The following is a 23,891-nucleotide window of genomic DNA, read 5'->3' on the forward strand; positions in this document are numbered from 1 at the left end:
ACGAGCTTTCTCAGGTGGGCTTGGGTGGCTCCATCCAGTTTTCGGGCATCAGGTTTTGTCTTCATGCCCATATAACGCACCACGCACTATTTGGTGCACACGTCAGTAAGTCACGAATTCGCTTGCCGGGCGTCCCGGACGGCAGTAGCGCTAGCCCCCGACCAGCGTCCGCGCCTGGTCGAGAAGCGCCGCTGCCGCGAGGAATTCCTTGCGCCCCGCCATCGTGAGCGCCGCGGTCGCGGTTTCGTTGAACAGTTCTTCGTTCGAAATCCGCGGAACGCCTTGCGTGCCGAAAGATGCTTGTCGAAGCCTGAAGAATGCCACCATCTGGAGAGCATTCAGTCTCTGCTCTTGCGATGCACCAGACGCCACCAACTCTGCCGCCGCAATCAACCGATTGATTGCACCTTCATACGTTGCCTGGTCCATGGCTTGCCTCGCAGTGGGTCGGATGGAAACTTGCCGTCTCGATGGCGGAGGCTATCTGCTCACGCATCCAATGGTGGGCGGCCGCCGATGCCCGTCGTTTGCCAATGCGACGTCAATCACGCTTTCGCTGCCTTGCCACGGCAAGACGACGACATGTCTCTCCGCCAGGCACTGCTTCAATGAGAGGGTCCTGCGGAAAATGCGGCAAGCAGACTATTCATCTCATGTGCAAAGACCGGCACGTCGAGCTCTACCGGCGGCTTGGCTATCAGTATGTCAACCGTCCGCATCGGACCATGGGGGCATGGCCTGGCACGAAATGGTGATGGATCTCTGAGCTGAACGCTCAGGAAATTGCGACTTGTTCCGGTTTGACTTTCGCCAAACGACTGCCCGCAAACGGGTCCTGCCGCCAGTCCACTCCGGTGGACTTGCCTGACGCGGGCTCCGGCGTCCCGGTGATTGCAAAATGCTCGAGTGACTGCCCGGCACTGGTTGCCTGGACGACCCATTGCGGGGCATCACCTTTCCCATCCCAGGTGTGACCAAGGGCATCGCGGTATCGCGCTGCTCGCAAACGTTCCTGGTCAGCTGCGATGGATGCGGCGATATCGTCTGGCTCGATGCCCAGTTCCGCCATCCTGCGCCGCAGGTAGGCGACGATGCTGTCTCTTTTTCGTTCGTCCATTTGTATGTGCTCCGCTCTCAGTACAATTCTTGAGCAGATGGATTGAAGTCGTCTGTCGCCAGGATAACACAGCATCCCGCACGGTCGCGCCCGAGCGATACATGGCACCATCGCATTCGGTGCCCGGCAGATTGTAGTGGAGTATCGGGCTGTGTCATAAGTAGAGTCAGTGCTGAGCGATGGAGTGACGCTTGTAGTTTGTTACCAGAGGAACGGCGACCATGGGCTCGGAATACGAATTTTCCTATTTCGCGTACGGCTCCAACATGTCGGTACGACGGCTCGTCGCGCGGCTGCCATCCGCGCGGGTTGTCGCCACGGGGGTTGTGACCGGCTACAAACTCGCGTTCGACAAGGTCAGCAAAGACGGTTCGGGCAAATGCGATTGCGAGCACACGGGAGTTGCCGGCGATCGGGTCTATGGCGTCATTTTCGTGGTGGCGGGTGGAGAACGAGCGGCGCTCGACAGATTCGAAGGTGTGGGAACGGGCTACGAGCCTCTCATGGTGCGCGTTGAGACTGCCGCTGGCGGATTATACGCGCTGACCTACGTCGCCACGAAAAAGCAAACCGGACTGCGCCCGTACCATTGGTACAAGCAGCATGTGCTGGTGGGCGCACGGGAAGCGAACTTGCCAGAAGACTACGTGCGGGCCATCAATGCTGTTGTCTCTCTCGAGGACCCAGACTCAGCTCGAACTGAGAAGGAGCTTCGCATTTATACGGCTGCTTAATTAATCAGTTTTAATCAGTTTCGTTTGCGAGGAAGCGAAGCAGACCGGCATTATTTGCGACGGGCCAGCAGTCGTTTGCCAATCACCAGGTGAGCGAGTTTTGGCAACATTCCGCAACACCAGTGATAACATTTGTTGTCGTTCACTGCCCGTTAGCCACTCGCCATCCGCATGCCAGAAAGCTTCGACCAGCTTGCCGCGCTCATTCGCGCGCGCTTCTCCGATCTGAGCCCGCAATTCCAGACGGGCGCCGCCTTCCTGCTCGATCACCCCGACGAAGTCGCGGTTTCGTCGATGCGCAAGGTCGCCGAGCGCGCCCAGGTGCAGCCCGCGTCGCTCGTGCGGCTCTCGCAGCAGCTCGGCTTTCCGGGCTGGAACGAGTTGCGCGATCTGTTCGTCGCACGCGTGCGTACACGCCCCGAGCCGCTTTCGAGCCGCGCCCGCTCGCTGGTGGCGGGCAGCGCGAAGGACGCGCTCGCGCACGATCTGCTGGTGGCCCAGCAGCACAATCTCGATGCCAGCGCCGCGCACAACGCGCGCACCATGGTCGAGGCCGCGCGTGTGCTGAAGAAAGCGAAGCACGTGCACGTGGCGGGCTTTCGCTCGTGCTACGCGGTGGCGTTCGGCCTCGTGTATGGCTACCGGCTGTTTCGTCCTTCGGTGTCGCTGCTGGGCGGCGAGGCCGGCACGCTCGAAATGCAGTTGCTCGGCATCGAGCGCGACAGCGCGACCATCGTGGTGAGCTTCGCTCCGTATTCGGTCGAGGCCGTGCGCGTGGCCGAGGCGGCGCTCGAAAAGGGCAGCCGGCTGATCGCGATTACCGATAGCGCGGTTGCGCCCATCGCGCTCAACGCCGATAAAGTGTTGATCTTCACGCACGAAAGCCCGTCGTTCTTCCCCTCGCTGGTGGCGGCGACGGCGCTGGCCGAGTCGCTCGTCGCGCATCTGCTCGCGCTGGAGGGGGCGGGCGCCGTGGCGCAGCTCGAACAGTCGGAGCGCACGCTGAATGCGCGTGGGGCTTATGTGCCCTGAGGGTTCACGAGGTTTCCCGCGCGCGCCGCGCTCATAGGTCCGCCATCGCTTCCTCGTACACGTCGGGTCGCCGGTCGAGCCAGACCGGCGCGATGCAGCGGTACTCGTCCACGAGCGCGGGGTCCAGTTGCGCTCGTACGACGGTCTCTTCCGTGTTGTCGGCGGCGGCCAGGATATCGCCGTTCGGCGCCGCCACGAGGCTGCGGCCCAGAAACTCATGGCCGGCCTGCACGCCCACGCGGTTGCAGCTCAAGAAAAATATGCCGTTCTCGGTCGCGCGCGTATAGGCGCGATGCCTGAAGATGTCGCCATCGGCCAGCGCTTTGCCTACCGGAAAGGGCGCGGCCCATACGCTCGTCACGATCGTGGCGCCCTTGAGGCTCATGATGCGGGTGATCTCGGGAAAGCGAATGTCGTAGCAGACTTGCATGCCGAGCTTGCCGAGCGCGGTATCGAACACGTCGATGCGCCGCCCCGGCGTGAAATACAGCTTTTCGCAGTGCCAGAGGTGGATCTTGTGATAGACGCTGAACAGTCCATCGGGGCCGATCAGCGCCGACGAGTTGTAGAGCACGCCCCGTTGCGTTGCATCGCGCAGGGCGAGGCCGGCGACGATGTGCGTCTTGTAGCGCTCTGCAATGCCGCGCAGCTGCTCGATCAACGGGCCGTCCACGGTTGCGGCGGCGGCCTGCAGACGCTGCGCAAACTCGCCCGGATGGAGCGTGCCGCCCACGCCATCGCTGATCGGCTGGCCGGCCACGAGCGGCTCGACGTAGCCGGTGTTGGAAAGCTCGGGAAACACGATTAAATTGGCGCCTTGCTTCGCCTCCGCTTGCGCGAACTCGCACATGCGCAGCCCGTTCTCGGCGGCCTGAAGCGACGCGGGGTTGAACTGGACGAGACTGACGTTGATCTTCGCGCTCATGGATATTTCCTGGTCGATGATTCGGATAACGAATCAGAATAGATGCTTGATGCCGGCGCGAGCTACGACCTGATTGCTCGTGGAGGACGGGCCGGCGAGAAAGATCGATGCCGCTGTGCCCGCGCCGGTCGCGTGTTGGGCTTCGAAATCGAGGTAGACGTCGGTGCGCTTCGAGATCAGATAGTCGGCGCCCAATGCAAGCGAGTACCAGCGCGAGCTTTCGAAACGGTCGACCGCGACCTGCGCGGCGAACTGCGCAGCAGGCGTGAGCGCGAAGGTGGTGCCCACGCGCACGATCTGATCGGTGGAACTCGCGCCGCCCAGCTTGACTTGCGAGTTCGAGTAAGTGATCGAAGGCCGCCATGCGCCGATCTGGTAATAAGCGGCGAGCGCGGCTATGCGCAGGTTGTCGGCGTAGAACGCCGTGCTGGCGGTGACGGGCCGCCCGAGCACGGTGCTCGCGCCGAAGCTGCCGGCGGCCACCGGCGCGCCGTTCACATCGGTCACCACCGCGAGCATCGAGAACGGTCCGGCCGAATACTGCACCTGGGCGCTATAGGCGCGGCCACTATTGGTCGTGAGCGCGCCCGAGTCTTGCCCGAACGCGTACATGGCGCCGAACGTGAACCCGCCGAACGTGTTGCTCTTGAAGCTCACGGCGTTGTTCAGGCGCTGGCCCGCCGCGCGGTCGATATCGGCGTTCTGGTAGGAATAGATGCCGCAGTTGTTGCAGGCCGCGTACTGCTCCAGCACCACGGTGTAGTCGTACTGGCGGCCCAGCAGCACCTGACCGATGCCGCGCTGCCCGAGCCCCACCCACGCCTGCTTGCCGAACATCAGGCCGCCTTGTCCCAGCTTGCCGTTATTCACGGAGTAGCCGCCTTCGATCTTGAAGAGCGCGCTCGTGCCGTTGCCGAGGTCCTCGGTGCCGGTCAGGCCGAACGAATTCGATTTATTGACGCCGTCCTGCAGTTTGACGGCCGAGTGACCCCCGGTATTGTTGATATAGGTGACGCCGTTGTCCAGGCTGCCGAATAGCGTAACGGAAGATTGGGCGAGCGCACTCATCGACAGTGCCTGAAGCAGGGCGCCCGCGGCCATGTAGCATTTCATTTCGTCATCCTGATTGTATCGATTGTTAAGGGGGATGGCTGATGTGAACCGGGTGGTCAGGTCGGCCGCGCGTCGCGCGAAAACGGCCAGTTGCTGGCGGTATTCAGCCGCCGGTAGTCGAATTGCGTCAGGTCGGCTGCGCCGTAATCGGGCGTGTCGACCACGAGGATTTCGTCGGCGATCGGCTCGTAGAAGCTGCGGAAATGCGTTTTCGAGCGCAGTACCACGATGCGAAAGTCCTCGGGGCGCAGGCCGAACATGCGAAACGGCGCATCGTCGATGCCGAAGGCGGCAAAGCTCGTCACGCTCACGAGAATGCCGTCGATCTCGAGCAATGCGGTCGGTCCGATCTCGAACTCGATGCCATGAAACACCGGGCCGGTATAGCGCGCCCGCGTCGGTCCGAGCTGGCGCACGCGCGCTGCAACCTGAAGCCGCGGCCCGGCTTTATCGGAGCTATGGCCGCCCAGCGCCACCGTAATCGTTGCGCCCGCACCTGCCTCGCAGGCGAGACGGGCGGCTTGCGGGTCCCACAGGAACGGCACGGCCACGTTCTTCTCGCCGCGCGCGAGCAGCGCGGCCAGCACGTGCGTCGAATCGTTCATGCGGTCGGCGTGTTCGAGCAGAACGCAGGGTTTGCCGGCATGCGGACGGCCGCATGCGTGATCGAGCGCGGCTTCGATCGACCAGACCTTGAGTGGCCGGTACAGGGCCGCGCGGTGGTGGTGCAGGGTGGCGCAGAGGTCGGCGGCGGTCTGCTCTGCGAGCGCGCGGTCGCCGTCCGCGACGGCGATCACGCTGAAACCTGTGTTGTGGGCGTCGGCGTAGGCGAATCCCGCCATCACGGAAACGTCGAGCCAGGTCTCGCTGGCCGTTTCGCGCGCGCGGGCAAGCGCGAGAATGTCGGCGAGCGGCGCGAGGCTCGTGGCGCTGAAGATGCTCGGCACGACGACATTGGGGCGGTGGATTGCCCACACGGGCTGGATCTCGCCGCGCACGGTGGCGACGAGGCAGTGCGCCGCGCGCATGCCGGTCTGGGCCATGTCGGTGTGCGGCGACTTCTGGTACGCGAAGGCGGCCGTAACGCCGCGCAGCGTCTCGGCATCGATATTGCCGTGATAGTCGAATGCGATGACGAGCGGCAACCGTGGCCCGATCGCTTCACGCACGCGATCGATGATATATCGTTCGGGATCCTCATGACGTGGCGACCATGAGGCGCCATGCAGGAAAAGCAGCACGCCGTCCAGGTCATGGTGGGCGCGCAGCCCCGCGACGATTTCGTCGCAATAGTGCTCGACGGCCTGGTCGCTGGCCGGTCCCAATGCGCCCAGCGAGGCGTCGACGAGCGGCACGATGTGCGCCTGCTCGCGTTCGAGCACGTCGATGAACCCACCGACCGCGCTATTGGTGCCGCGCATTTTTTCCAGCATCGATGCGCCGCGCAGCGCTACGCGCTCGAAATCGTCGACATCGGCCACTTGGGGCAGGAAGCTGACCGATTCGATCTGAAAGGCAGCGATGGCTACGCGCATGAGTTCTCCTTCCGGAGCACGGGTTTGATTGCTCTGGATATTGGTAAGCAAGTCGAAGTAATTGTCTGAGACGCTGCAATGGGCATCTTCGATCAGACGTCCTGGATCAGGCGCCGGGGCAGCAGGAGCAGCAGAAGACCGGCAAGCGAGAGCGAGGCGGCCAGCATCACGATGCCGGTGCTCACGCCGCCGGTCCATTGTTTGAGCACGCCCATCACGACGGGGCCGCTAAAGAACGCGAGGCCCGCCGCCATGTTGATCATGCCCGCGCAGGTGGCGACCGCGCTGTCCGAGAAGACGCGGCCCGGCAGCGACCAGAACATGGAGAGCGTCGCCATACCGCCCGCAACGGCAATCGAAGTCAGGATCAGCGAGGCCCACACGCTGCTGGACACCAGCACGCTCGCGGCGAGCGCCGCGCCGCCCACGAGCGCGGGCAGGCCCGAGCGCAGACGCACGCCTTCGCGCGGCGCGCTGAAGCCGTTGACGACCATGGCGAGCGCGCCCAGCGCATAAGGAATCGCGGCGAGCAGCGCGGTGTGCATGTTCGAGCCCTGGCTGGCCTGGTGGACGAGCGTGGGCAGCCAGAACATCAGGCCGAAATTGCCGAGATTGAAGCAGAAGCAGATGGTCACGAAGATCCACAGCAGCGGATGACGCAGCGCATCGGCCGCGCGGCTGATCTTGCGCTTCGCTTGCGTGGGCGTGCTTTGCGTCAACGCGTAATCGAGCGCCTGCTTTTCCGCTTGCGTGAGCCAGGGGGCGTCGGCGTGGCGCTCCCTGATCGACAGCATCGCGAAGCCGAGCAGCACGGCCGGCACGCCTTCGAGCAGGAAGGCCCATTGCCAGCCGCCGAGGCCCGCGACTGCGTCGAAGCGGTCCATGATCAGACCGGTCAGCGGCCCGCCGAACACCACGGAGAGCGGCATCGCGAGAAAGAACATCGACATGATGCGGCTTTGTCTTTCGGCGGGAAACCAGCGCGAGAAGTACAGGACAATGGCGGGGAAAAAGCCGATTTCGGCCACGCCCAGCAGGAAGCGCAGCGAATAGAACGAGGCGATGGACGAGGTGAACATCGTCAAGGCAGAGATGGTGCCCCACGCGACTAGCGCGAGAAACAGATAGCGGCGCGCGCCCAGCCGGCTCACGGCGAGGCTCGCGGGCATCTGGAACAGCAGTGCCCCCCACGCGAACAGGCCCGCGCCGATGCCGTAGGTGACGTCGCTGAACTTCAGCGCCTCTTGCATCTGCAGCTTCGCGAACGACAAATTGACCCGGTCGAGATTGGCGAAGAAATAGGCGATCGTCACGAGCGGGATGATGCGCCATGCGGCCTTGCGGCAGGCCCGCGCGAGCGCCGCATCGTGCGCGTCGTGCGCCGCGCTTTCGATCCGGGCGGGTGACGTGCCGGTTGACGTTTCGGTGGATGTTTCAATGGTCATGCTGATCTCCTCGGGTCTCGTTCTTTTTGGGCCCTGTTGTGATTCGGCGGCGCGAGGCGAGTGTCTGGTGACGCCGTTCAGCCGATCATAGGTGGTCAATTGCGCGAGGGGGAGGCACAATGCCGTTTTCCTGACAACCGCTGGTGTTCGCCGCCAGGGCGCTACTCATGAAAGCCGGTCGATGAAACTCCATCAACTCCAGGCGCTCGTCGCCGTTGCAGATACCGGGAGCATCCGCGCGGCCGCGCGTCTGGCCGGGCTTTCGCAGGCCGCGGTCAGCAAAGCGCTGCGCGAGCTCGAGAGCGAGCAGCAACTCGCACTGCTGCAACGGGGCGCGAGCGGCGTGGGCTTTACCGAGAGCGGACGCAAGCTGCTCAAGCACGCGCGCCTGATCGTCGGCCAGCTCGAACACGCTCACGAGGAGCTCGCCGAGCTGCGCGGCGAGCACGGCGGCCATCTGTCGATCAGCCTGACGCCGTGGATCATCGGCACCTTTTTGCCCGAGACCGTGCTGCGTTTTCACGAGGCGATGCCGGAGGTGCGGCTTGAGATCTTCGAAGGCTTCACCGCCGTTGCATTACCGCGTATGCGCGACGGCCTGATCGACTTCGCGGTGAGCCCGTTCACGGCGTCCATGCCCGAGCAGGAATTCGAAGTCGAGCCGCTGTTCGACTACGCGTCGTGCGTTATTGCGCGCAAGGGCCATCCGTGCGCGGACAGCGGTTCGCTGCATGAGTTGCTGGAGCAGAACTGGGCCGTCAACTACACGGCCACGAGCTACGCCGACGTGATGCGCAATCTGTTCTGGAACCATGGCGCGCATGTCGACCTGCGCCGTCTGCATTGCGCGCACTCGACCTCGCTGCTGCTCGAACTCGTGCGCAATGCCGACATGCTCAGCTATTGCCCCCGGCCGCTGCTGGTGACCGAGGCGGTGCGCGACTGGGTCGTGCCCATCGAGATTGCCGAACGGTTCGAGATCAGCCGTCTTGGCATCATTACGCGGCGCAACGTCGTGCTCAACGCCGCGGCAACCTGCTTTGTCGATTGCCTGCTCACGGTGATACGCAGCCGGGCCCGCTCCGCGAAGGCCGAGAACCGGGCGCTGTTCGAGCACCTGACAAGGCTGTTCTAGCGTCTTTCCACTGTCGCGGATCCTCGCGAAGCCGCCCGAGAGGCGGCTTTTTGATGTTTGAAAACATATCATTTGTTGTCTTCGTTGTGAGATTTGACAACATACGTTGTTTGACGTATAAATCGCCCATCACCCGTTGCAGGCATTCAAACGAGAATTTCGATGCAGGAACTCAAAACCTATCGGGGGCCGGCCGTCCGGATGGGCGGCTCGCCCGAGGCCATCGGGCGGCGGCTCGGCGAGCTGGCGTTGCCCGTCTTCGATGCCTATATGGCGCAGAGCCGCGCATGGGCGGCGGTGAGCCGCTGGCGCGGCAGCGCCTTTGCGCAGGAACTGCGCGCGGCGGCTGAGCGGCATTTCCCGGCCCATGTCGCCGAAATCGACGCGATGGCCGCGGCGCTCGGCTGGCCCGCACATGATCTGTTCTTGTGGAATTGCCGCGGCGAGCTGATCCACAACGCGCCCGACGGCTGCACGACGCTGGCGGTGCGCACGCCCGAGGCCGGCCTGATCGCCCATAACGAAGACGGCGATCCGTATCTGCGCGGGCGCTGCGCCGTGGTCGAGATCGAGCCCGAGGGCAAGCCCGGCTTCGTGAGCTTCTACTACCCGGGATCGCTGCCCGGCCACACCTTTGCGGCGTCGCACGCGGGCATCGCCCAGGCGATCAACAATGTGCGCATCCGCGAGCCGCGCGCAGGCGTGCCGCGCATGATTCTTTCGCGCGCCGTGCTCGATGCCGCCACGCTCGCCGACGCACTTGCGTTGCTGCGCGACACGCCGCGCGCGAGCGGCTTTCACCATACGGTCGGCGGCACCGACGCCACTGGCGCGGTGCGCATCCATAGTGTGGAAGCCACGGCGCAGCGCGCCTCAATGGTCGAAATAGGCGCGCCTTCGGGGCACGCCAACCATCTGATTCACGCAGGCTGCGAGAACGAAGCGCAGATCGTCACCGAATCTTCGCGCGACCGCCAGGCGCGGCTCGCCGAGTTGCTGCCGGCGCTTGGTTCCACACCCGACACAGCGGACTTCGTGCGCATCCTGCAAGACCGCGCGGGCACGGGCCTGCCGATCTACCGCGACGATCCCCTCGATCCCGACGACGAAAACACGCTCGCCACCGCCTGCATGCGCGTGGAGCCGCGCCGCGTGACGCTCGATGTCTGGCAGGACGGCGTGCGCACGCTGGGCCTGCAGGTCGGGCGCGGCGACTGAAGCATCGCGAGACTCATCGGACCCACTTCAACGCATCAATCCGCATTCAGCACAATCAGCGAGAAAGCCCATGTCCACGAAAGTTTTCCATCGGATGCCGAAGCAAACCTTGCCCGTCGCGGTGGCGGGCGAGGGGATCGAGATCATCGATTCCACCGGTAAGCGCTACATCGACGCGAGCGGCGGCGCGGCCGTCTCGTGCCTCGGCCACAGCAACGCGCGCGTGATCGAGGCGATCAAGCGCCAGGCGCAGCAACTGCCGTACGCGCATACCTCGTTCTTCACGACCGAGGCCTCCGAGCAGCTTGCTGAGCATCTGATCGCGGCTGCGCCCGCCGGGCTCGACCACGTGTATTTCGTCTCGGGCGGCTCGGAGGCGATCGAGGCCGCGCTCAAGCTCGCGCGCCAGTATTTCGTGGAGAAGGGCGAGCTCACGCGCCGCCATTTCATCGCGCGCCGCCAGAGCTACCACGGCAACACGCTCGGCGCACTGGCAATCGGCGGCAACGCGTGGCGCCGCGAGCCGTTTCTGCCGATCCTGATTGAATCGCATCACGTGAGCCCGTGCTACGCGTATCGCGAGCGTCATGAAGGCGAGACCGACGAGGCCTACGCACAGCGCCTCGCCGACGAGCTCGAACAGAAGATTCTCGAACTCGGCGCCGAGAACGTGGCCGCATTCGTCGCGGAAACGGTTGTGGGCGCAACGGCTGGCGCGGTGCCGCCGGTGCGCGAATACTTCCGCAAGATCCGCGCGGTGTGCGACCGCTACGGCGTGCTGCTGCTGCTCGACGAAATCATGTCGGGCATGGGCCGCACGGGTTATCTGTTCGCCTGCGACGAAGATGGCGTGGCGCCCGATCTGCTGACGATCGCGAAGGGCCTGGGCGCGGGCTACCAGCCGATCGGCGCGACGCTCGTGAGTCAGCGCATCTACGAAACCATCGTGGGCGGCAGCGGCTACTTCCAGCACGGCCACACCTATATCGGCCACGCCACGGCCTGCGCGGCGGCGCTCGAAGTACAGCGCGTGATCGCCGAAGAAAAACTGCTCGACAACGTGCTCGCGCGCGGCGAGCAACTGCGTGCGCGCCTGCGCGAGCGCTACGCCGAGCATCCGTATGTGGGCGATGTGCGCGGGCGCGGCCTGTTCGTGGGCGTGGAACTCGTGAAGGACCGCGAGACCAAAGCGACCTTCGACCCGGCGCTCAAACTGCACGCGGCCATCAAGCGCGAGGCGTTCGCGCGCGGCCTGATGGTCTACCCGATGGGCGGCACCGTCGACGGCAAGAATGGCGATCATGTGCTGCTCGCGCCGCCGTTCATCTGCTCGGCCGAGGATATCGATACGATCGAGGCGCGCCTCGCCGATGCGATTGGCGCCGCGCTGCACGCGACGGGCGCGGCCGGCGTGAATCGCGCCGCGTGATCATCCTTTTCCGGAGCGTTACCGATGACTCAATCCACGAACCCGCCCACGAACCCGCGCCTGCCGGCCTTCGACGCGGCGAGCGCGAAACCCGAACAGAAAGCCGTGCTCGACGAAATTCTTTCCGGCCCGCGCGGCAACCTCAATGGACCGTTTCTCGGCTGGATCCACAGCCCGGAGCTTGCCCAGCACGCGCAGCGTCTGGGCGCGTTCTGCCGCTACAACACGGGCCTCTCGCTGCGTCTTTCGGAACTGGCGATTCTCGTGACGGCGGTGCGCTGGCAAGCGCAGGCGGAGTGGTATATCCACTATCCGATCGCGCTGAAGGCGGGCGTGCCCGAGGCGCTGGCCGAGCAGATCCGCACTGGCGCGCAGCCGCGCTTCGACGAACCCGACGACGCGCTCATCCACGCATTCGTGACCGAGCTTTACGACACGAAACGCGTTTCCGACGCGACCTACGCGCGCGCGGTGGAGCGCTTCGGGCATGAGACCACGATCAACCTCGTCGGGTTGCTCGGCTATTACGCACTGGTGGCGATGACGCTCAATGTGTTCGGCATGCGCGCCGAAGGTCAGACTTCGCTGCCGTTTCCGGAATAAGATCGGCGGCGCGCGAGTTTCCGGTGACGAGGCGGTGGGGATTCACGAGTCAGGATCGGTATGCCGCCTCGCGCATTCGACAAAGGTGTCCAGACCCGGTGAGCCATAGCTGGGGTTCCAGGCGATCAGTGCGGGCGAGATCGCGCCCGCATCCACCAGCGGAACGAAGCGAACCCCGCGCATGCCGCAGCGGGCGATGCTTTCCGGCACCAGCCCGATATGGAAGCCGTTGGCGACCATCGCGACGATGCTCAGCCACGTCCGGGCTGCATGGCGTGTGCGCGGGTGGACCCCGGCACGGCTGAACGTTGCGATGACGTTGTCGTAGTTGGCGGGCGCGACTTCGCGGTCGAACATGACGAAGTGCTCGTTCTCCAGATCCGCGATGCGCAGCGATTTTCGTCGCCCCAGCGCATGGGATTCCGGCAGGCAGACAGCGAACTTGTCCGCGCGTAGCGGAATCGACTTCAACTGGGGCGGCACGGTGGCGGCATTGATGAAGCCGACATGCAATTCACCGTGCAAAAGCGCTTCGACTTGTTCCGCCGAGCCCGTCTCATGCAGGATGACCTCGGTATTGGGCATGCGCTCGTCGAATGCCGCGAGAATCTTTGGCAGCTCGCGGTAGAAGAAGGACCCCGTTACCCCGGCATCGAGGCGCCCGCGTTTGCCGCTGGCCACTGCTCTCGCGGTGTCCTTGGCGCGCGCAATGCGCTCCAGAATGATCTGGACTTCCACCAGGAAGGCCGCGCCGGCTGGCGTGAGCTGGACCTGCTTGCTGTTGCGATCGAAGAGCCGCGCGTCGATTTCCTCCTCCAACGCCCTGATGGCCGAGCTAAGCGGCGGCTGGGTGATCGACAAGCGCTCGGCTGCGCGTCCGAAATGCAACTCTTCGGCCAGCACCGCAAAGTAACGGAGATAGTGAGTCTTCATCCTGCGTCGATAGCGGTTGTTGATAGCGGTTTCTTTGCATTCTAGGCCGCACCGACGATTTGCAAAAAAGATCGTTCAAACCAAAAACGCAATTGGACGGCAATCATTGCCCGGCCTACAGTCTCCCGCGCACCGTCGATATCTGATCGGCGGATCTCCAGCACGGAGGAGACATGATTAAACCCGACAAAAATACGGGCACTGGGGGCGATGCCGATACGCAAGCGCGTGGCGGCCCGCTGGCCGGCGTGCGGATCCTTGACCTGACTTCCGTCGTGATGGGCCCCTTCGCGACGCAGATACTCGCCGCGCTCGGCGCTGAAGTGATCAAGGTCGAGTCACCCGATGGCGACAATATGCGCCACGTGGGGCCGATGCAGCACCCGGGCATGGGGCATATCTATCTGCATGCCAACCGCGGCAAGCGTAGCCTCGTGCTGGACCTCAAGCAGCCCGAGGCTCGCAGGGCCGCGCTGCAACTCGCCGAACGCAGCGACGTGTTGATTTCGAATGTGCGGCCACAGGCGATGGCGCGCCTGGGCCTCGACTACGACGCAGTGCGGGCGGTCAATTCGCGCATCATCCACGTGTCTTGTTGCGGCTTTGGCCAGAACGGCCCGTATGCGGCGAAGCCGGCCTACGACGACCTGATCCAGGGCGCTTCCGGGCTGCCCTGGTTAATGAGCGAGTACGGCGCCGACAAGCCCTGCTATGCGCCGCTCACCCTGGCCGACCGCGTCACCGGGCTGCATACGGTGTATGCCGTGACGACAGCGCTCTACGAGCGCGAGAAGTCCGGCACGGGCCAGGCCGTCGTCGTGCCGATGTTCGAGTCCATGGCGCAGTTCGTACTGGGCGACCACCTCGCCGGCCTGAGCTTCGAGCCGGGCAATGGCGAACCCGGCTATGCGCGCTTGCTGACGGCGCATCGCCGACCGTACGAAACGCGCGACGGACACCTGTGCGTGCTGATCTACAACGACAAGCATTGGCGCGCATTCTTTACCGCCATCGGTCAAGCCGAGCGGTTTGACAGCGACCATCGTTTCTCTACGCATACCAATCGCGCCGCGCACATCGACGAGGTTTATGGTTGGGTCGCCGACCTGATGCGCACGCGTACCACGGCGCAGTGGCAGACGCTGCTTCAGGAGGCGGATATTCCGAACATGCCGATGAACTCGCCACACGAGCTGGTGGACGACCCGCATCTGGCCGCGGTGGGCTTTATCGGCCGCCAGGTTCATCCGACCGAGGGACCTTTGCGCACGCTGGGCAACCCGACGTCCTGGTCGCGTAGCGCTTGCGCCGAGCCGTCGCCCGCCCCGCGCCTGGGCGAGCACTCCGCCGAAATCCTGCGCGAACTGGGTTGGTCGGTGGCCGACATCGATGCCCTTGTGCAATCGCGCGGCACCGCCATGCCCACCTGAGCATGCGTTGATTCAGCTCTCCTCAAGACCCTCACGAAAGACGAAAGACACCATGGATTTCGCACTGACAGAAGCGCAGCAGCAGATCGTTGCTGCCATCGAGAAAGTCTGCACCCCGTTCGACGCCGACTACTGGTATGCGCGGGACAACGATGGCGAGTTTCCGGAGGCGTTTTACCGCGCTCTGGCCGACGCCGGCTGGCTGGGCATTGCCATGCCCGAAGAGTTTGGCGGCGCCGGGCTCGGCATTACCGAAGCCGCTCTGATGATGCACGCCATCGCGAGGACCGGCGCGGGATTGTCGGGCGCATCGGCGGTGCACATGAACATCTTCGGCCTGCATCCGGTGGTGAGGTTTGGCACGCAGGAGCAACAACAGCGCATGCTGCCGCCTTTGATTGCCGGTAAGGACAAGGCTTGCTTCGGCGTGACCGAGCCCAATGCGGGGCTCAACACCCTCAAGCTCAAGACGCGCGCCGTGCGCGAAGGCGACCACTATGTGGTGCATGGCCAGAAGGTGTTCATCTCCACGGCGCGGGAGGCTACGAAGATGTTGCTGCTCGCGCGCACCAAGCCGGTGGAGGAGTGCAAGGGCACCGAAGGCCTGTCGCTGTTCTACACCGACTTCGACCGCAGCAAGATCGAGGTGCACGAGATTCCAAAGATGGGCCGCAAGTGTGTGGACACCAACCAGTTGTTCATCGACGGCCTGCGCATTCCCGTGGAGGACCGCATCGGCGAGGAGGGCCGGGGCTTCGAATACATCCTCCACGGCATGAACCCGGAGCGCATCCTGATCGCCAGCGAGGCGATCGGCCTTGGCCGCGCGGCGCTCGCGCGCGCGGCCCACTATGCCGGCGAGCGCGAGGTGTTCAACCGGCCGATCGGCATGAACCAGGGTATTCAGCACCCGCTCGCCGAGCGCTGGATCGAACTGGAGGCGGCCTTTTTGCTGGCGATGAAGGCCGCATGGCTGTACGACCAGCACAAGCCCTGCGGCGCGGAGGCGAATGCGGCCAAGTTCTTCGGCGCCGAAGCCGGTTTTAGCGCGTGCGAGACGGCGATCTTCACGCACGGGGGCATGGGTTACGCGAAAGAGTTTCATGTGGAGCGCTACATGCGCGAGAGCTGGATTCCTCGTCTCGCGCCCGTCAGCCCGCAACTGATCCTGTGCTTCATCGCCGAAAAGGTGCTGGGGCTGCCGAAGTCCTACTGAGCATGCTCGCAAAACGCCGGGGCCCGGTGGCGAAGCGCCGATGAAAAAAATGAAAACAGCCGCGAACGATATCGATGCGGCGTCAAGAAAATACCGGCGTGGTACGGGGGGGCCGTAGCAGGTCATGCGGTTGACAGCAGCCGCTTTCACCAAAAATATTCGCCGTTCTCAAACGGCGCATGGAGACAACATGCTCGCCATAACAGGACTCGTATCGGTACTGGCGTTACTCATCCTCATCCTGACGAAAAAAATGTCGCCCCTGGTGGCGCTAATAGCCGTACCGATTACCGCGGCCCTGATCAGTGGCGCCGGGTTGAAAACGGCGACGTTCGTTGTCAAGGGCATCGGCAGTGTCGCGCCCGTGGTGGGCATGTTTATCTTCGCGATTTTGTATTTTGGCATTGTGAGCGACGCCGGCATGCTGGATCCCATCATCAACCGGATTCTCCGGGCAGTAGGCGGCCGCCCTACGCGCATCCTGATGGGAACCGCGTTACTCGCACTGCTCATTCATCTGGATGGATCAGGCGCGGTGTGCTTCCTCGTTACGGTGCCGGCCATGCTGCCGGTCTATGAACGGCTCAACATGGACAAGCGCTTGTTGACTTGCATGGCCGCGCTGGGCGCGGGCATCAATTTCCTGCCCTGGAGCGGCGTCATGATCCGTGCCTCTGTCGCTCTGCATCTTCCGGCCATCGAGATCTTCACTCCGCTCATTGGCGCCCAGATAGTCGGTGTGGTCTTTATGCTCTTGACCGCATACGTTTTGGGCAAGCGGGAAGAGCGCCGCCTGGGGCTGGTGCACGATGGCGCCGTGTTTGTCGTGCCGACGCGTGAGTTGTCCGAACAGGAACTGGCGCTGCGCCGGCCAAAGATGTTCTGGCCCAACCTCTGCCTGACCGTATTGGTCATGGGAACGATGATCAGCGGCAAGGTCGAGCCTGTCGTGATGTTCATGATCGGCACGGTAATCGCGCTATTTCTCAACTATCCGAATGCCGATGAACAACGCGCACGCGTTGACGCGCATGCCCGCGCCGCGTTGATGATGGCCGGGGTGTTGCTCGCGGCCGGCGCCTTTACCGGCGTCATGTCCGGCACCGGCATGCTCAACGCCATGGCGAATGCCGCCGTCCACTTCATTCCCGCCGACCATGCCACGCATATCCCGTTCATCATGGGACTGATTTCAATGCCGCTGAGCCTGGTTTTCGATCCCGATTCGTTCTACTTCGGCATTCTGCCCGTCGTGGCGAACGCGGCTCATCAGCTCGGGGTGCCGTCCATTCAGGTTGCGCAGGCTGCCATTCTCGGACAAATGACGACGGGATTTCCGGTGAGCCCGTTGACCCCCGCGACATTTCTTTTGGTCGGCCTGGCAGGGCTGGAGTTGTCCGAGCATCAGAAGTTCGCCATCCCGTTTCTTTTCGGTGCATCGGTCGTCATGACCGTGGCATGTGTGTTTCTTGGCGTCTTTTCGTTCTGATTCGGCAATTCATCGGGTGCAGCGGGCTAGCGCTGTCCTTCCGCTGCGATCCGCACGGCCAGTCCGGCCAATACGGTTCCCATCAGATAGCGCTGAATCGCCAGCCATTTCGGGCGGCCGGACAGAAACGACGCAATCGTGCCCGCCGTGATGGCCGCGGTGGCGTTCACGCTGACCGAAAGCGCGATCTGCACCGCGCCCAGTGCGATGGATTGCGTGAGCACGCTGCCCTCGGCCGGGTCGATGAATTGCGGCAGCAGCGAGAGATACAGAATCGCCACCTTCGGGTTCAGCAAATTCGTGACGAAGCCCATGAGAAAAAGCTTGCGCGGCGGGTCGGGTGTCAGCTCCCGGACCTGGAACGGCGAGCGCCCGCCCGGCTTGAGCGTCTGCCACGCGAGCCAGGCCAGATAGAGCGCGCCGCCGAGACGCAGTGCGTCGTACGCAAACGGCACGGCCATCAGCAGGGCCGTGATGCCGAACGCGGCGCACAGCATGTAGAAAACGAAGCCGAGCGCGACCCCGCCGAGCGAAATGAGGCCCGCCTTGCGGCCCTGGCAGATCGAGCGCGAGATCAGATAGATCATGTTGGGTCCGGGCGTGAGCGCCATGCCGAGCGCAACGGCGGCAAAGGCGAGCAGCGGGGCGACATGCATGGCGGGCTCCGTGGTCCTGAGAGTAAGGCGGCTGGAAAAGGCGGGGCACGAAGGGAGGGACCTGCGTGCATTAAGGCTATGGACGTGATTATTTCATGCAAACGGCGCGCGCGTCCGGCTCGGCGTGAGGATTAGCCGTTCGGCCAAGCCGCGCTCGATGCGGATCCCGACGTGGATTCCGATGCGGGGCCTAATGCGCGGGGCTCAATGCGCGGGGCTCAATGCGATGAACGCCTGCGCTCGGCTTCGCGGGCCTCGCGTGCGTGGGCGCGGTCGTGGAGTTGGCGGGAGAACAGCAGCATGCCCAGACGCCGCTGTCTTTCCTTCACGCTGCCGCCGATATTCTTCGGCGAATTCGGTTGCAGCGACCAGTAGAGCGCGAGCAGCCAGCCGAACACCGTCCAGCCGAGCACCGCGTTGAAGAGGGCAATCGTCAGCAGATCGTCGCGCAGGCGCCGCTCCGCGATCATCGCGGGCAGGAAATAGAGCGCGACGGCCGCCAGCAGAACAATGATCTCGAAGACGGAATGGCTCACCATGGCCGGTTTCCCCCAACAGGGCATCCATCGCCCGAGGGTTCATTGTCGCGCGGATCGGCCTCGCGCGCACGATGCGCCTGGCCCACCCCTGGCCGAATGGCCAGCACATGGCGCGTTTGCGCCAAAGGCCTGCCGGCACAAGGTGTTCGGGTCTATGATTCAAGCTTTCCCCGCACGGTATTCGCACCATGAGCTCAGACACCACAGAGGACATCCGGCAACTGGATCACGACGCCTTGCGCGCGTTCGTGGAGCGCAAGTGGAACGACGAAATCGTCCCGGCGCTGACCGACTACATCGCGGTGCCTGCGAAGAGCCCGGCCTTCGATGCCGACTGGGCGAAGCACGGCTATCTCGAGCGCGTCGTGCAGGACGCCGCGAAGTGGGCCGAAACGCAGCCCGTGCGCGGCCTGAAGCTCGAAATCGTCCGGCTGCCGGGCCGCACGCCGGTGATCTTCTTCGAGGTGCCGGCCACGCGCTCGGGCAGCAGCGAGACCGTCGTGCTGTACGGCCACCTCGACAAGCAGCCCGAATTCGCCGGCTGGCGCAACGACCTCGGGCCCTGGTCGCCCAAGCTCGAAGACGGCCGCCTCTATGGGCGCGGCGGTGCCGACGACGGTTACGCCATCTACGCGAGCGTCACGGCGCTGGCCGCGCTCGACGCCCAGGGCATCGAGCGTCCGCGCTGTGTGGGCCTCATCGAGACTTGCGAGGAGTCGGGCAGCTACGACCTGCTGCCGTATGTCGACGCGCTGCGCGAGCGACTCGGCACGGTCGGGCTCGTGGTCTGCCTCGACTCGGGGGCGGGCAATTACGACCAGCTCTGGCTGACCACCTCGCTGCGCGGTCTCGTGTCGGGCGATCTGGAAGTCGAGGTGCTCGAAGAGGGCATCCACTCTGGATCGTATGGAGGCATTGCGCCGTCGAGCTTCCGCGTGATGCGCCAGTTGTTCGAACGCCTGGAAGACGCGGCGAGCGGGACGCTTCTGCCCAAGGGCTTTCATTGCGCGATTCCGTCCACGCGTCTGGCCGAGGCCGAGGCCACGGCAAAGATTCTGGGCGACAGCGTCTGGAAGGGCCTGCCCTGGACGTGCGGTCAGGACGGCCGTCCCGTGCTGCCCAAGACCACCGACCCGACGCAGACGCTGCTCGATTCGACGTGGCGGCCCTCGCTTTCGGTGACCGGCGCGGCCGGATTGCCCGCGCTCGCCGACGCCGGCAACGTGCTGCGTCCGCGCACGGCGTTCAAGCTTTCGCTGCGGCTTCCGCCGCTGGTGGAGGCCTCTCAAGCCGTCGCCGAACTGAAGGCGCTGCTCGAATTCGATCCGCCTTATAACGCGAAGGTCACGTTCAAGCCGGACACGGGCTCGGCCAACGGCTGGAGCGCGCCGGAACTCGCGCCGTGGCTCACGCAGGCGCTCAACGCGGCATCGCGCACGCATTTCGGCGCCGACTGCGCGTATCTCGGGCAGGGCGGCACGATTCCGCTGATGAACGTCCTGCAGGCGGGCTTCCCGAAGTCGCAGTTCATGGTCTGCGGCGTGCTCGGCCCGAAGTCGAACGCGCACGGGCCGAACGAGTTCCTGCACGTGCCGTATGCGAAGAAGCTCACCGCTACGGTGGCCGAGGTGATCGCTTCGGCGCCTTGAGTGGCAAGTGAGGAGGTAAATGCGGGGGTAAATGCGGGCCTGAACAGGCCCAGTGGCCGAAATCCGGGGCAGGATCCGGGTTTCGGCGTGTTCTCGTGCCTTACTTCTTGGTTGCCGCCTCGTCGTGCGCGGCTTCCGCGTGACACGAGCAGTTTTCCTCGTCGATCGGCTGTTCGAGGTTCTTCATGATGCCGCACTCGGCGCTGCTGCTGTGGTGGGCATGGCAGCTCTCGCGCAGCGTCCGCAATTGCTGTTCGAGCATGCGCATCGACTCGACCTGCTCGTGAATGCGCGCGATCTGGCAATCGATTAGCTGATTGACTTCGTCGCAGGGCTGGCTCGGGTCGGCCTGGTAGCGCCGCAGCATGCGGATATCGACCAGACCGATGCCGAGCGAGCGGCAATGGCGGATGAAGTTCAGCTGCGCGGCGTGCGCGCCCGTGTAGCTGCGGTATCCGTTGGTTTCGCGCTCCGGTTCGTCCAGCAGACCTTCGCGTTCGTAAAAGCGCACCGTTTCGACGTCGCAATGCGCCTGGCGTGCCAGTTCGCCGATTCTCATGGTCGCAGTTCTCCAAAAATGGCTTGACCCTGTAGCGACTACAGGCTGTCTAATGATTCTGTCACTTTTGGGAGAATTCGGCCATGGTCCAGGCTTTCTGGTCGCGGTTTGTGCCCGCGCAACGCCTGCGGGCGCGCGAAGACGAGCGGGGCGTAGCGGCGTCGGGCTCGACGGAATCGGCGGTGCTGCTTGATGAAGCGGTGAACAAGAAGCACGCGGGCGGCTGCGATCACGCGCATGCGGATGCGCGCGAGGCGAGCGGTCACGGCCATGACCACGCGCATGATCATGAGCACGGGCAGGCGTGCAGCCATGATCACGGCGATGACCATGCGCACGACCACGACCATAGCCACGGCCAGGCCTGCAGTCACGACCACGCTGCCGGCCACGATCACGATCACGATCATGGCCATGATCATTCACATGACCACGGCCACGAATCCGCCTCCTGCTGCGCCGGCGCTGCCGCGCTGCAATCCACGCGCGCCGCGCCGGCGAGCGCGCCGGAAGGCGCGCAGCGCGCACGCTACCGCATCGAGAACATGGATTGCCCGACCGAGGAGCGGCTCATCCGCAAGCGCCTCGAGCCGATGCCGGGCGTCGTGCGTCTCGACTTCGATCTGCTCGCGCGCGAGCTGACGCTCTACCACCGGCTGCCCGACGCGAAGCCGTTCGAAGCCGCGCTGCGCTCGCTCGACATGGCGCCGCGCCTGCTAGACGATGCCGCGCCAGCCGGCGCGAGCGCGCAAGAACCGGCGCGCGGCCCCAGCCTCGCGCTGCGCCAGAAGCTGCTGCTCGCCGCGAGCGGCGTCGCGGCGGCCGCCGCCGAGGTGCTCGCGTGGAGCACGGGCCACGAGACCGGCGTGCCGGTGCTCGTCTGCACGGTGGTCTCGCTGTTGTGCGCAGGCTTGCCGACGCTGCGCAAAGGCTGGGTCGCGCTCAAGAATTTCACGATCAACATCTATTTCCTGATGTCGCTCGCGGTCGCGGGCGCCGTCATCATCGGCAAGTGGCCCGAGGCGGCCATGGTTGTGTTCCTGTTTGCGCTCGCCGAGGAAATCGAGGCGCTGTCGCTCGAACGCGCGCGTCAGGCGATCCGCTCGCTTACCGCGCTCGCGCCCGAAACCGCCGAGGTGTGGATGCAACAGGCGCCTGAACAGCAGGCACAGCAGCCCGGCGAATGGCGCACCCGCGCGGTGGCCGAAGTGGCCGTGGGCGAGCGCATCCGCGTGCGCACGGGCGAGCGCGTGCCGGTCGATGCGCGCGTGGCCACGGGCCGCGCGGCGCTCGATCAGGCGCCCATCACCGGCGAGAGCCTGCCCGTCGACAAGGCCGAGGGCGATGCGCTCTACGCGGGCAGCATCGTCGTCGACGGCGTCGTGGAGGCGGTCGTCACCGCCGCCGCGCGCGACAGCACGCTCGCACGCATTGCGGCGGCGGTTCAGGAAGCCCAGGCGCAGCGCGCGCCGACCCAGCGCTTCGTCGATCAGTTCGCGCGCTACTACACGCCCGCCGTGGTCGTGCTTGCCGCGCTGATCGCAATCGCGGTGCCGCTCGTGTTCGGCGGCGCTTGGAGCGCGTGGATTTACAAGGCGCTCGTGCTGCTCGTGATCGCGTGCCCGTGCGCGCTCGTGGTCTCGACGCCGGTGACGGTCGTGAGCGGCCTAGCGGCCGCCGCGCGCAACGGCATGCTCGTGAAGGGCGGCGTGTGGCTCGAACGCGGGCGTCTGCTCAAGGCCGTCGCGCTCGACAAGACCGGCACGCTTACGCGCGGCGCGCCGGTGCTCACCGACACGCTCGCGCTGGCGGCGCTGCCCGTGGACGAGGCCTTGCGCCTTGCCGCGAGCCTCGACGATGCGAGCACCCATCCGGTCGCGCGCGCGGTCGTTGCGGGCTGGCGCGAGCGCGCCACGCAGACTGAGCAGGCGGTGCTGGCCCCTATCGACAACTTCGCGGTGCTCAACGGTCTCGGCGTGACGGGGCGCATCGGCGGCGAGGCTTGGCATCTGGGCAATCATCGGCTGGTCGAGTCGCTGGGGCTGTGCTCGCCGGAACTCGAAGCGCAGCTTGCGCAGTTCGAAGCGGCGGGCAAGACCGCCATCGTGCTGTGCTCGCCGCGGGAGCCGGTGGCGCTGTTCGCGGTGGCCGACGCGGTGCGGCCCGAGAGCGTGCCCGCCGTGCGTGCGCTCAAGCAACTGGGCGTGACGCCGGTGATGCTGACCGGCGACAACCCGACGACGGCGCGCTCGATCGCGGCGCAACTCGGCATCGACGACGCGCGCGGCAATCTACTGCCGCAGGACAAGCAGGATGCGGTCGCGGCGCTCTCGGCGCAGCACGGCATGACGGCGATGGTCGGCGACGGCGTGAACGACGCGCCCGCGCTCGCGCGCGCCGACATCGGTTTTGCGATGGGCGCGGCCGGCACCGCGACGGCGCTCGAAACCGCCGATGTCGCGATCATGGACGACGACCCGCGCAAGATCGCGGCGTTCATTGGGCTGAGCCGCAAGGTGGCGGGCGTGCTTACGCAGAACATCGCGCTCGCGCTGGTGATCAAGGCGGTGTTTCTCGTGTTGGCGCTGGCGGGCGAGGCGACCCTGTGGATGGCCGTGTTCGCGGACGTGGGCGCGAGCCTGCTGGTCGTCGCCAACGGGCTGCGGGTGCGGCGGCATTTCGCAGGGCGTGCGTAGTGGGGTGCCGGCGTATGAACAAGGCATCTTTCGGACTACTCTTCGTCATGCTGTATGTCGGCGCGACCATTCCCGCGCATGCCGGGCAGAAAACACTTCGCTCGCCAGAGCGCGGCGTGCTGTGCGACCGCTACTTCTGTGCCGACGATCAAGGCATTTCACGCGCGCTGACCGAGAAGTACCTTGGCCAGCGCGCCGCCAGGAAGGTGTTTTCCCAGGGCGATTTCGACCTCACCGAGTTCACTTTTGCCAACGGCATCTTCTGTGACGTGAAAGAGCGGTTGTGCCGTCAGGATCGTTACTACGGCGCAGACGGCAGGCGCAGTGGCGCCGTGTCCGGGAAGTACACGGGACTGCTGTTTGGCAATAGATCAGGAAAGTAAGGCGCCGGCACCGGCCAGCCAATATCCGGCTGGCAAGCCACATATGCAACTAACA

22 protein-coding genes and 1 pseudogene are annotated in these 23,891 nt (G+C 64.8%); 13 read left to right on the top strand and 10 right to left on the bottom strand.

From position 1 onward, the window contains the following. Positions 1 to 150 precede the first annotated feature (150 nt). The gene (locus HV773_RS26915; RefSeq protein WP_175197273.1) at positions 151 to 429 is read right to left on the bottom strand and encodes a hypothetical protein; all 279 of its coding nucleotides are present in this window, start codon (positions 427 to 429) and stop codon (positions 151 to 153) included. A 203-nt stretch (positions 430 to 632) separates the two neighbouring features. Here HV773_RS26915 and HV773_RS36990 point away from each other — a divergent pair. Beyond that, positions 633 to 766, top strand: a pseudogene (locus HV773_RS36990) (GNAT family N-acetyltransferase); the annotation flags it as partial. A 9-nt stretch (positions 767 to 775) separates the two neighbouring features. On the opposite strand, the gene HV773_RS26920 reads toward HV773_RS36990, so the two are convergent. Beyond that, positions 776 to 1,117: an H-NS family nucleoid-associated regulatory protein gene (locus HV773_RS26920; protein ID WP_246282412.1), complete on the bottom strand. Its 342-nt coding sequence runs from the start codon at positions 1,115 to 1,117 to the stop codon at positions 776 to 778. Positions 1,118 to 1,338: 221 nt separating this feature from the next. Here HV773_RS26920 and HV773_RS26925 point away from each other — a divergent pair, with 221 nt between their 5' ends. Further along, positions 1,339 to 1,851 (top strand): gamma-glutamylcyclotransferase family protein, encoded by a 513-nt coding sequence (locus HV773_RS26925; RefSeq protein ID WP_175197275.1) that lies wholly within the window; start codon positions 1,339 to 1,341, stop codon positions 1,849 to 1,851. A gap of 171 nt (positions 1,852 to 2,022) precedes the next feature. Then, positions 2,023 to 2,883 carry a MurR/RpiR family transcriptional regulator gene (locus HV773_RS26930; protein ID WP_175197276.1) on the top strand — a complete coding sequence of 287 codons (861 nt, stop codon included), beginning with the start codon at positions 2,023 to 2,025 and terminating at the stop codon, positions 2,881 to 2,883. A 31-nt stretch (positions 2,884 to 2,914) separates the two neighbouring features. On the opposite strand, the gene HV773_RS26935 is transcribed toward HV773_RS26930, so the two are convergent. The 4 genes from HV773_RS26935 to HV773_RS26950 all read right to left on the bottom strand — a co-directional run bounded on the left by HV773_RS26935 (position 2,915) and on the right by HV773_RS26950 (position 7,901). Next, a complete protein-coding gene (locus HV773_RS26935) occupies positions 2,915 to 3,808 on the bottom strand; it encodes a carbon-nitrogen hydrolase family protein (RefSeq protein WP_175197277.1) in 894 nt (297 codons plus the stop codon). 33 nt (positions 3,809 to 3,841) lie between these two features. After that, positions 3,842 to 4,921, bottom strand: a complete 1,080-nt coding sequence (locus HV773_RS26940) for a porin (protein WP_175197278.1) — start codon at positions 4,919 to 4,921, stop codon at positions 3,842 to 3,844. A gap of 56 nt (positions 4,922 to 4,977) precedes the next feature. Further along, positions 4,978 to 6,456, bottom strand: coding sequence for a M81 family metallopeptidase (locus HV773_RS26945; protein ID WP_175197279.1), 1,479 nt, complete (start codon positions 6,454 to 6,456; stop codon positions 4,978 to 4,980). A 92-nt stretch (positions 6,457 to 6,548) separates the two neighbouring features. Further along, a complete protein-coding gene (locus HV773_RS26950) occupies positions 6,549 to 7,901 on the bottom strand; it encodes an MFS transporter (protein WP_175197280.1) in 1,353 nt (450 codons plus the stop codon). Between the two features lie 181 nt (positions 7,902 to 8,082). On the opposite strand from HV773_RS26950, the gene HV773_RS26955 reads away from it, so the two are divergent. The 4 genes from HV773_RS26955 to HV773_RS26970 all read left to right on the top strand — a co-directional run bounded on the left by HV773_RS26955 (position 8,083) and on the right by HV773_RS26970 (position 12,286). After that, positions 8,083 to 9,036 (top strand): LysR family transcriptional regulator, encoded by a 954-nt coding sequence (locus tag HV773_RS26955; protein WP_175197281.1) that lies wholly within the window; start codon positions 8,083 to 8,085, stop codon positions 9,034 to 9,036. Positions 9,037 to 9,198: 162 nt separating this feature from the next. After that, entirely contained in the window at positions 9,199 to 10,254 is a 1,056-nt protein-coding gene (locus HV773_RS26960; protein ID WP_175197282.1) for a C45 family autoproteolytic acyltransferase/hydrolase, read from the top strand. A 70-nt stretch (positions 10,255 to 10,324) separates the two neighbouring features. Next, complete coding sequence (locus HV773_RS26965) at positions 10,325 to 11,683, top strand: aspartate aminotransferase family protein (protein ID WP_175197283.1); 1,359 nt, start codon at positions 10,325 to 10,327, stop codon at positions 11,681 to 11,683. Between the two features lie 24 nt (positions 11,684 to 11,707). Next, positions 11,708 to 12,286 (top strand): carboxymuconolactone decarboxylase family protein, encoded by a 579-nt coding sequence (locus HV773_RS26970; protein ID WP_175197284.1) that lies wholly within the window; start codon positions 11,708 to 11,710, stop codon positions 12,284 to 12,286. A gap of 42 nt (positions 12,287 to 12,328) precedes the next feature. Here HV773_RS26970 and HV773_RS26975 read toward each other — a convergent pair whose 3' ends face one another. Continuing rightward, positions 12,329 to 13,219: a LysR family transcriptional regulator gene (locus HV773_RS26975; RefSeq protein WP_175197285.1), complete on the bottom strand. Its 891-nt coding sequence runs from the start codon at positions 13,217 to 13,219 to the stop codon at positions 12,329 to 12,331. A gap of 173 nt (positions 13,220 to 13,392) precedes the next feature. On the opposite strand from HV773_RS26975, the gene HV773_RS26980 reads away from it, so the two are divergent. The 3 genes from HV773_RS26980 to HV773_RS26990 all read left to right on the top strand — a co-directional run bounded on the left by HV773_RS26980 (position 13,393) and on the right by HV773_RS26990 (position 17,354). After that, the gene (locus tag HV773_RS26980) at positions 13,393 to 14,649 is read left to right on the top strand and encodes a CaiB/BaiF CoA transferase family protein (protein ID WP_175197286.1); all 1,257 of its coding nucleotides are present in this window, start codon (positions 13,393 to 13,395) and stop codon (positions 14,647 to 14,649) included. Between the two features lie 52 nt (positions 14,650 to 14,701). After that, positions 14,702 to 15,865 carry an acyl-CoA dehydrogenase family protein gene (locus HV773_RS26985; RefSeq protein WP_175197287.1) on the top strand — a complete coding sequence of 388 codons (1,164 nt, stop codon included), beginning with the start codon at positions 14,702 to 14,704 and terminating at the stop codon, positions 15,863 to 15,865. Positions 15,866 to 16,055: 190 nt separating this feature from the next. Further along, positions 16,056 to 17,354 carry a CitMHS family transporter gene (locus HV773_RS26990; protein ID WP_175197288.1) on the top strand — a complete coding sequence of 433 codons (1,299 nt, stop codon included), beginning with the start codon at positions 16,056 to 16,058 and terminating at the stop codon, positions 17,352 to 17,354. Positions 17,355 to 17,380: 26 nt separating this feature from the next. Here HV773_RS26990 and HV773_RS26995 read toward each other — a convergent pair whose 3' ends face one another. Continuing rightward, entirely contained in the window at positions 17,381 to 18,010 is a 630-nt protein-coding gene (locus HV773_RS26995) for a LysE family translocator (RefSeq protein WP_175197289.1), read from the bottom strand. 218 nt (positions 18,011 to 18,228) lie between these two features. After that, positions 18,229 to 18,549: a superinfection immunity protein gene (locus HV773_RS27000; RefSeq protein WP_175197290.1), complete on the bottom strand. Its 321-nt coding sequence runs from the start codon at positions 18,547 to 18,549 to the stop codon at positions 18,229 to 18,231. A 188-nt stretch (positions 18,550 to 18,737) separates the two neighbouring features. Here HV773_RS27000 and HV773_RS27005 point away from each other — a divergent pair, with 188 nt between their 5' ends. After that, positions 18,738 to 20,198, top strand: coding sequence for a M20 family metallopeptidase (locus HV773_RS27005; RefSeq protein WP_175197291.1), 1,461 nt, complete (start codon positions 18,738 to 18,740; stop codon positions 20,196 to 20,198). Positions 20,199 to 20,298: 100 nt separating this feature from the next. On the opposite strand, the gene HV773_RS27010 is transcribed toward HV773_RS27005, so the two are convergent. After that, entirely contained in the window at positions 20,299 to 20,757 is a 459-nt protein-coding gene (locus tag HV773_RS27010) for a Cd(II)/Pb(II)-responsive transcriptional regulator (protein ID WP_175197292.1), read from the bottom strand. 83 nt (positions 20,758 to 20,840) lie between these two features. On the opposite strand from HV773_RS27010, the gene HV773_RS27015 reads away from it, so the two are divergent. Together HV773_RS27015 and HV773_RS27020 are read left to right on the top strand one after the other, a co-directional pair. Further along, a complete protein-coding gene (locus HV773_RS27015) occupies positions 20,841 to 23,453 on the top strand; it encodes a heavy metal translocating P-type ATPase (RefSeq protein WP_175197293.1) in 2,613 nt (870 codons plus the stop codon). 47 nt (positions 23,454 to 23,500) lie between these two features. Next, the gene (locus HV773_RS27020; protein WP_175197339.1) at positions 23,501 to 23,836 is read left to right on the top strand and encodes a YcgJ family protein; all 336 of its coding nucleotides are present in this window, start codon (positions 23,501 to 23,503) and stop codon (positions 23,834 to 23,836) included. Positions 23,837 to 23,891: the final 55 nt, after the last annotated feature.

Origin of the sequence: Paraburkholderia caffeinitolerans (assembly GCF_902859945.1) — a bacterium.
In the GTDB taxonomy this organism is placed as follows: Bacteria; Pseudomonadota; Gammaproteobacteria; order Burkholderiales; family Burkholderiaceae; genus Paraburkholderia; species Paraburkholderia caffeinitolerans.

Excerpts from the sequence above, each read along its gene's own strand:
- HV773_RS26945 (WP_175197279.1), bottom strand. The coding sequence starts at position 6,456 with ATGCGCGTAGCCATCGCTGCCTTTCAGATCGAATCGGTCAGCTTCCTG.
- HV773_RS27015 (WP_175197293.1), top strand. The coding sequence starts at position 20,841 with ATGGTCCAGGCTTTCTGGTCGCGGTTTGTGCCCGCGCAACGCCTGCGG.
- HV773_RS26955 (WP_175197281.1), top strand. The coding sequence starts at position 8,083 with ATGAAACTCCATCAACTCCAGGCGCTCGTCGCCGTTGCAGATACCGGG.
- HV773_RS26965 (WP_175197283.1), top strand. The coding sequence starts at position 10,325 with ATGTCCACGAAAGTTTTCCATCGGATGCCGAAGCAAACCTTGCCCGTC.
- HV773_RS26985 (WP_175197287.1), top strand. The coding sequence starts at position 14,702 with ATGGATTTCGCACTGACAGAAGCGCAGCAGCAGATCGTTGCTGCCATC.
- HV773_RS26925 (WP_175197275.1), top strand. The coding sequence starts at position 1,339 with ATGGGCTCGGAATACGAATTTTCCTATTTCGCGTACGGCTCCAACATG.
- HV773_RS26940 (WP_175197278.1), bottom strand. The coding sequence starts at position 4,921 with ATGAAATGCTACATGGCCGCGGGCGCCCTGCTTCAGGCACTGTCGATG.
- HV773_RS27000 (WP_175197290.1), bottom strand. The coding sequence starts at position 18,549 with ATGGTGAGCCATTCCGTCTTCGAGATCATTGTTCTGCTGGCGGCCGTC.
- HV773_RS26990 (WP_175197288.1), top strand. The coding sequence starts at position 16,056 with ATGCTCGCCATAACAGGACTCGTATCGGTACTGGCGTTACTCATCCTC.
- HV773_RS26915 (WP_175197273.1), bottom strand. The coding sequence starts at position 429 with ATGGACCAGGCAACGTATGAAGGTGCAATCAATCGGTTGATTGCGGCG.
- HV773_RS26970 (WP_175197284.1), top strand. The coding sequence starts at position 11,708 with ATGACTCAATCCACGAACCCGCCCACGAACCCGCGCCTGCCGGCCTTC.
- HV773_RS27005 (WP_175197291.1), top strand. The coding sequence starts at position 18,738 with ATGAGCTCAGACACCACAGAGGACATCCGGCAACTGGATCACGACGCC.
- HV773_RS26950 (WP_175197280.1), bottom strand. The coding sequence starts at position 7,901 with ATGACCATTGAAACATCCACCGAAACGTCAACCGGCACGTCACCCGCC.
- HV773_RS26930 (WP_175197276.1), top strand. The coding sequence starts at position 2,023 with ATGCCAGAAAGCTTCGACCAGCTTGCCGCGCTCATTCGCGCGCGCTTC.
- HV773_RS27020 (WP_175197339.1), top strand. The coding sequence starts at position 23,501 with ATGCTGTATGTCGGCGCGACCATTCCCGCGCATGCCGGGCAGAAAACA.
- HV773_RS26920 (WP_246282412.1), bottom strand. The coding sequence starts at position 1,117 with ATGGACGAACGAAAAAGAGACAGCATCGTCGCCTACCTGCGGCGCAGG.
- HV773_RS26975 (WP_175197285.1), bottom strand. The coding sequence starts at position 13,219 with ATGAAGACTCACTATCTCCGTTACTTTGCGGTGCTGGCCGAAGAGTTG.
- HV773_RS26980 (WP_175197286.1), top strand. The coding sequence starts at position 13,393 with ATGATTAAACCCGACAAAAATACGGGCACTGGGGGCGATGCCGATACG.
- HV773_RS26995 (WP_175197289.1), bottom strand. The coding sequence starts at position 18,010 with ATGCATGTCGCCCCGCTGCTCGCCTTTGCCGCCGTTGCGCTCGGCATG.
- HV773_RS27010 (WP_175197292.1), bottom strand. The coding sequence starts at position 20,757 with ATGAGAATCGGCGAACTGGCACGCCAGGCGCATTGCGACGTCGAAACG.
- HV773_RS26960 (WP_175197282.1), top strand. The coding sequence starts at position 9,199 with ATGCAGGAACTCAAAACCTATCGGGGGCCGGCCGTCCGGATGGGCGGC.
- HV773_RS26935 (WP_175197277.1), bottom strand. The coding sequence starts at position 3,808 with ATGAGCGCGAAGATCAACGTCAGTCTCGTCCAGTTCAACCCCGCGTCG.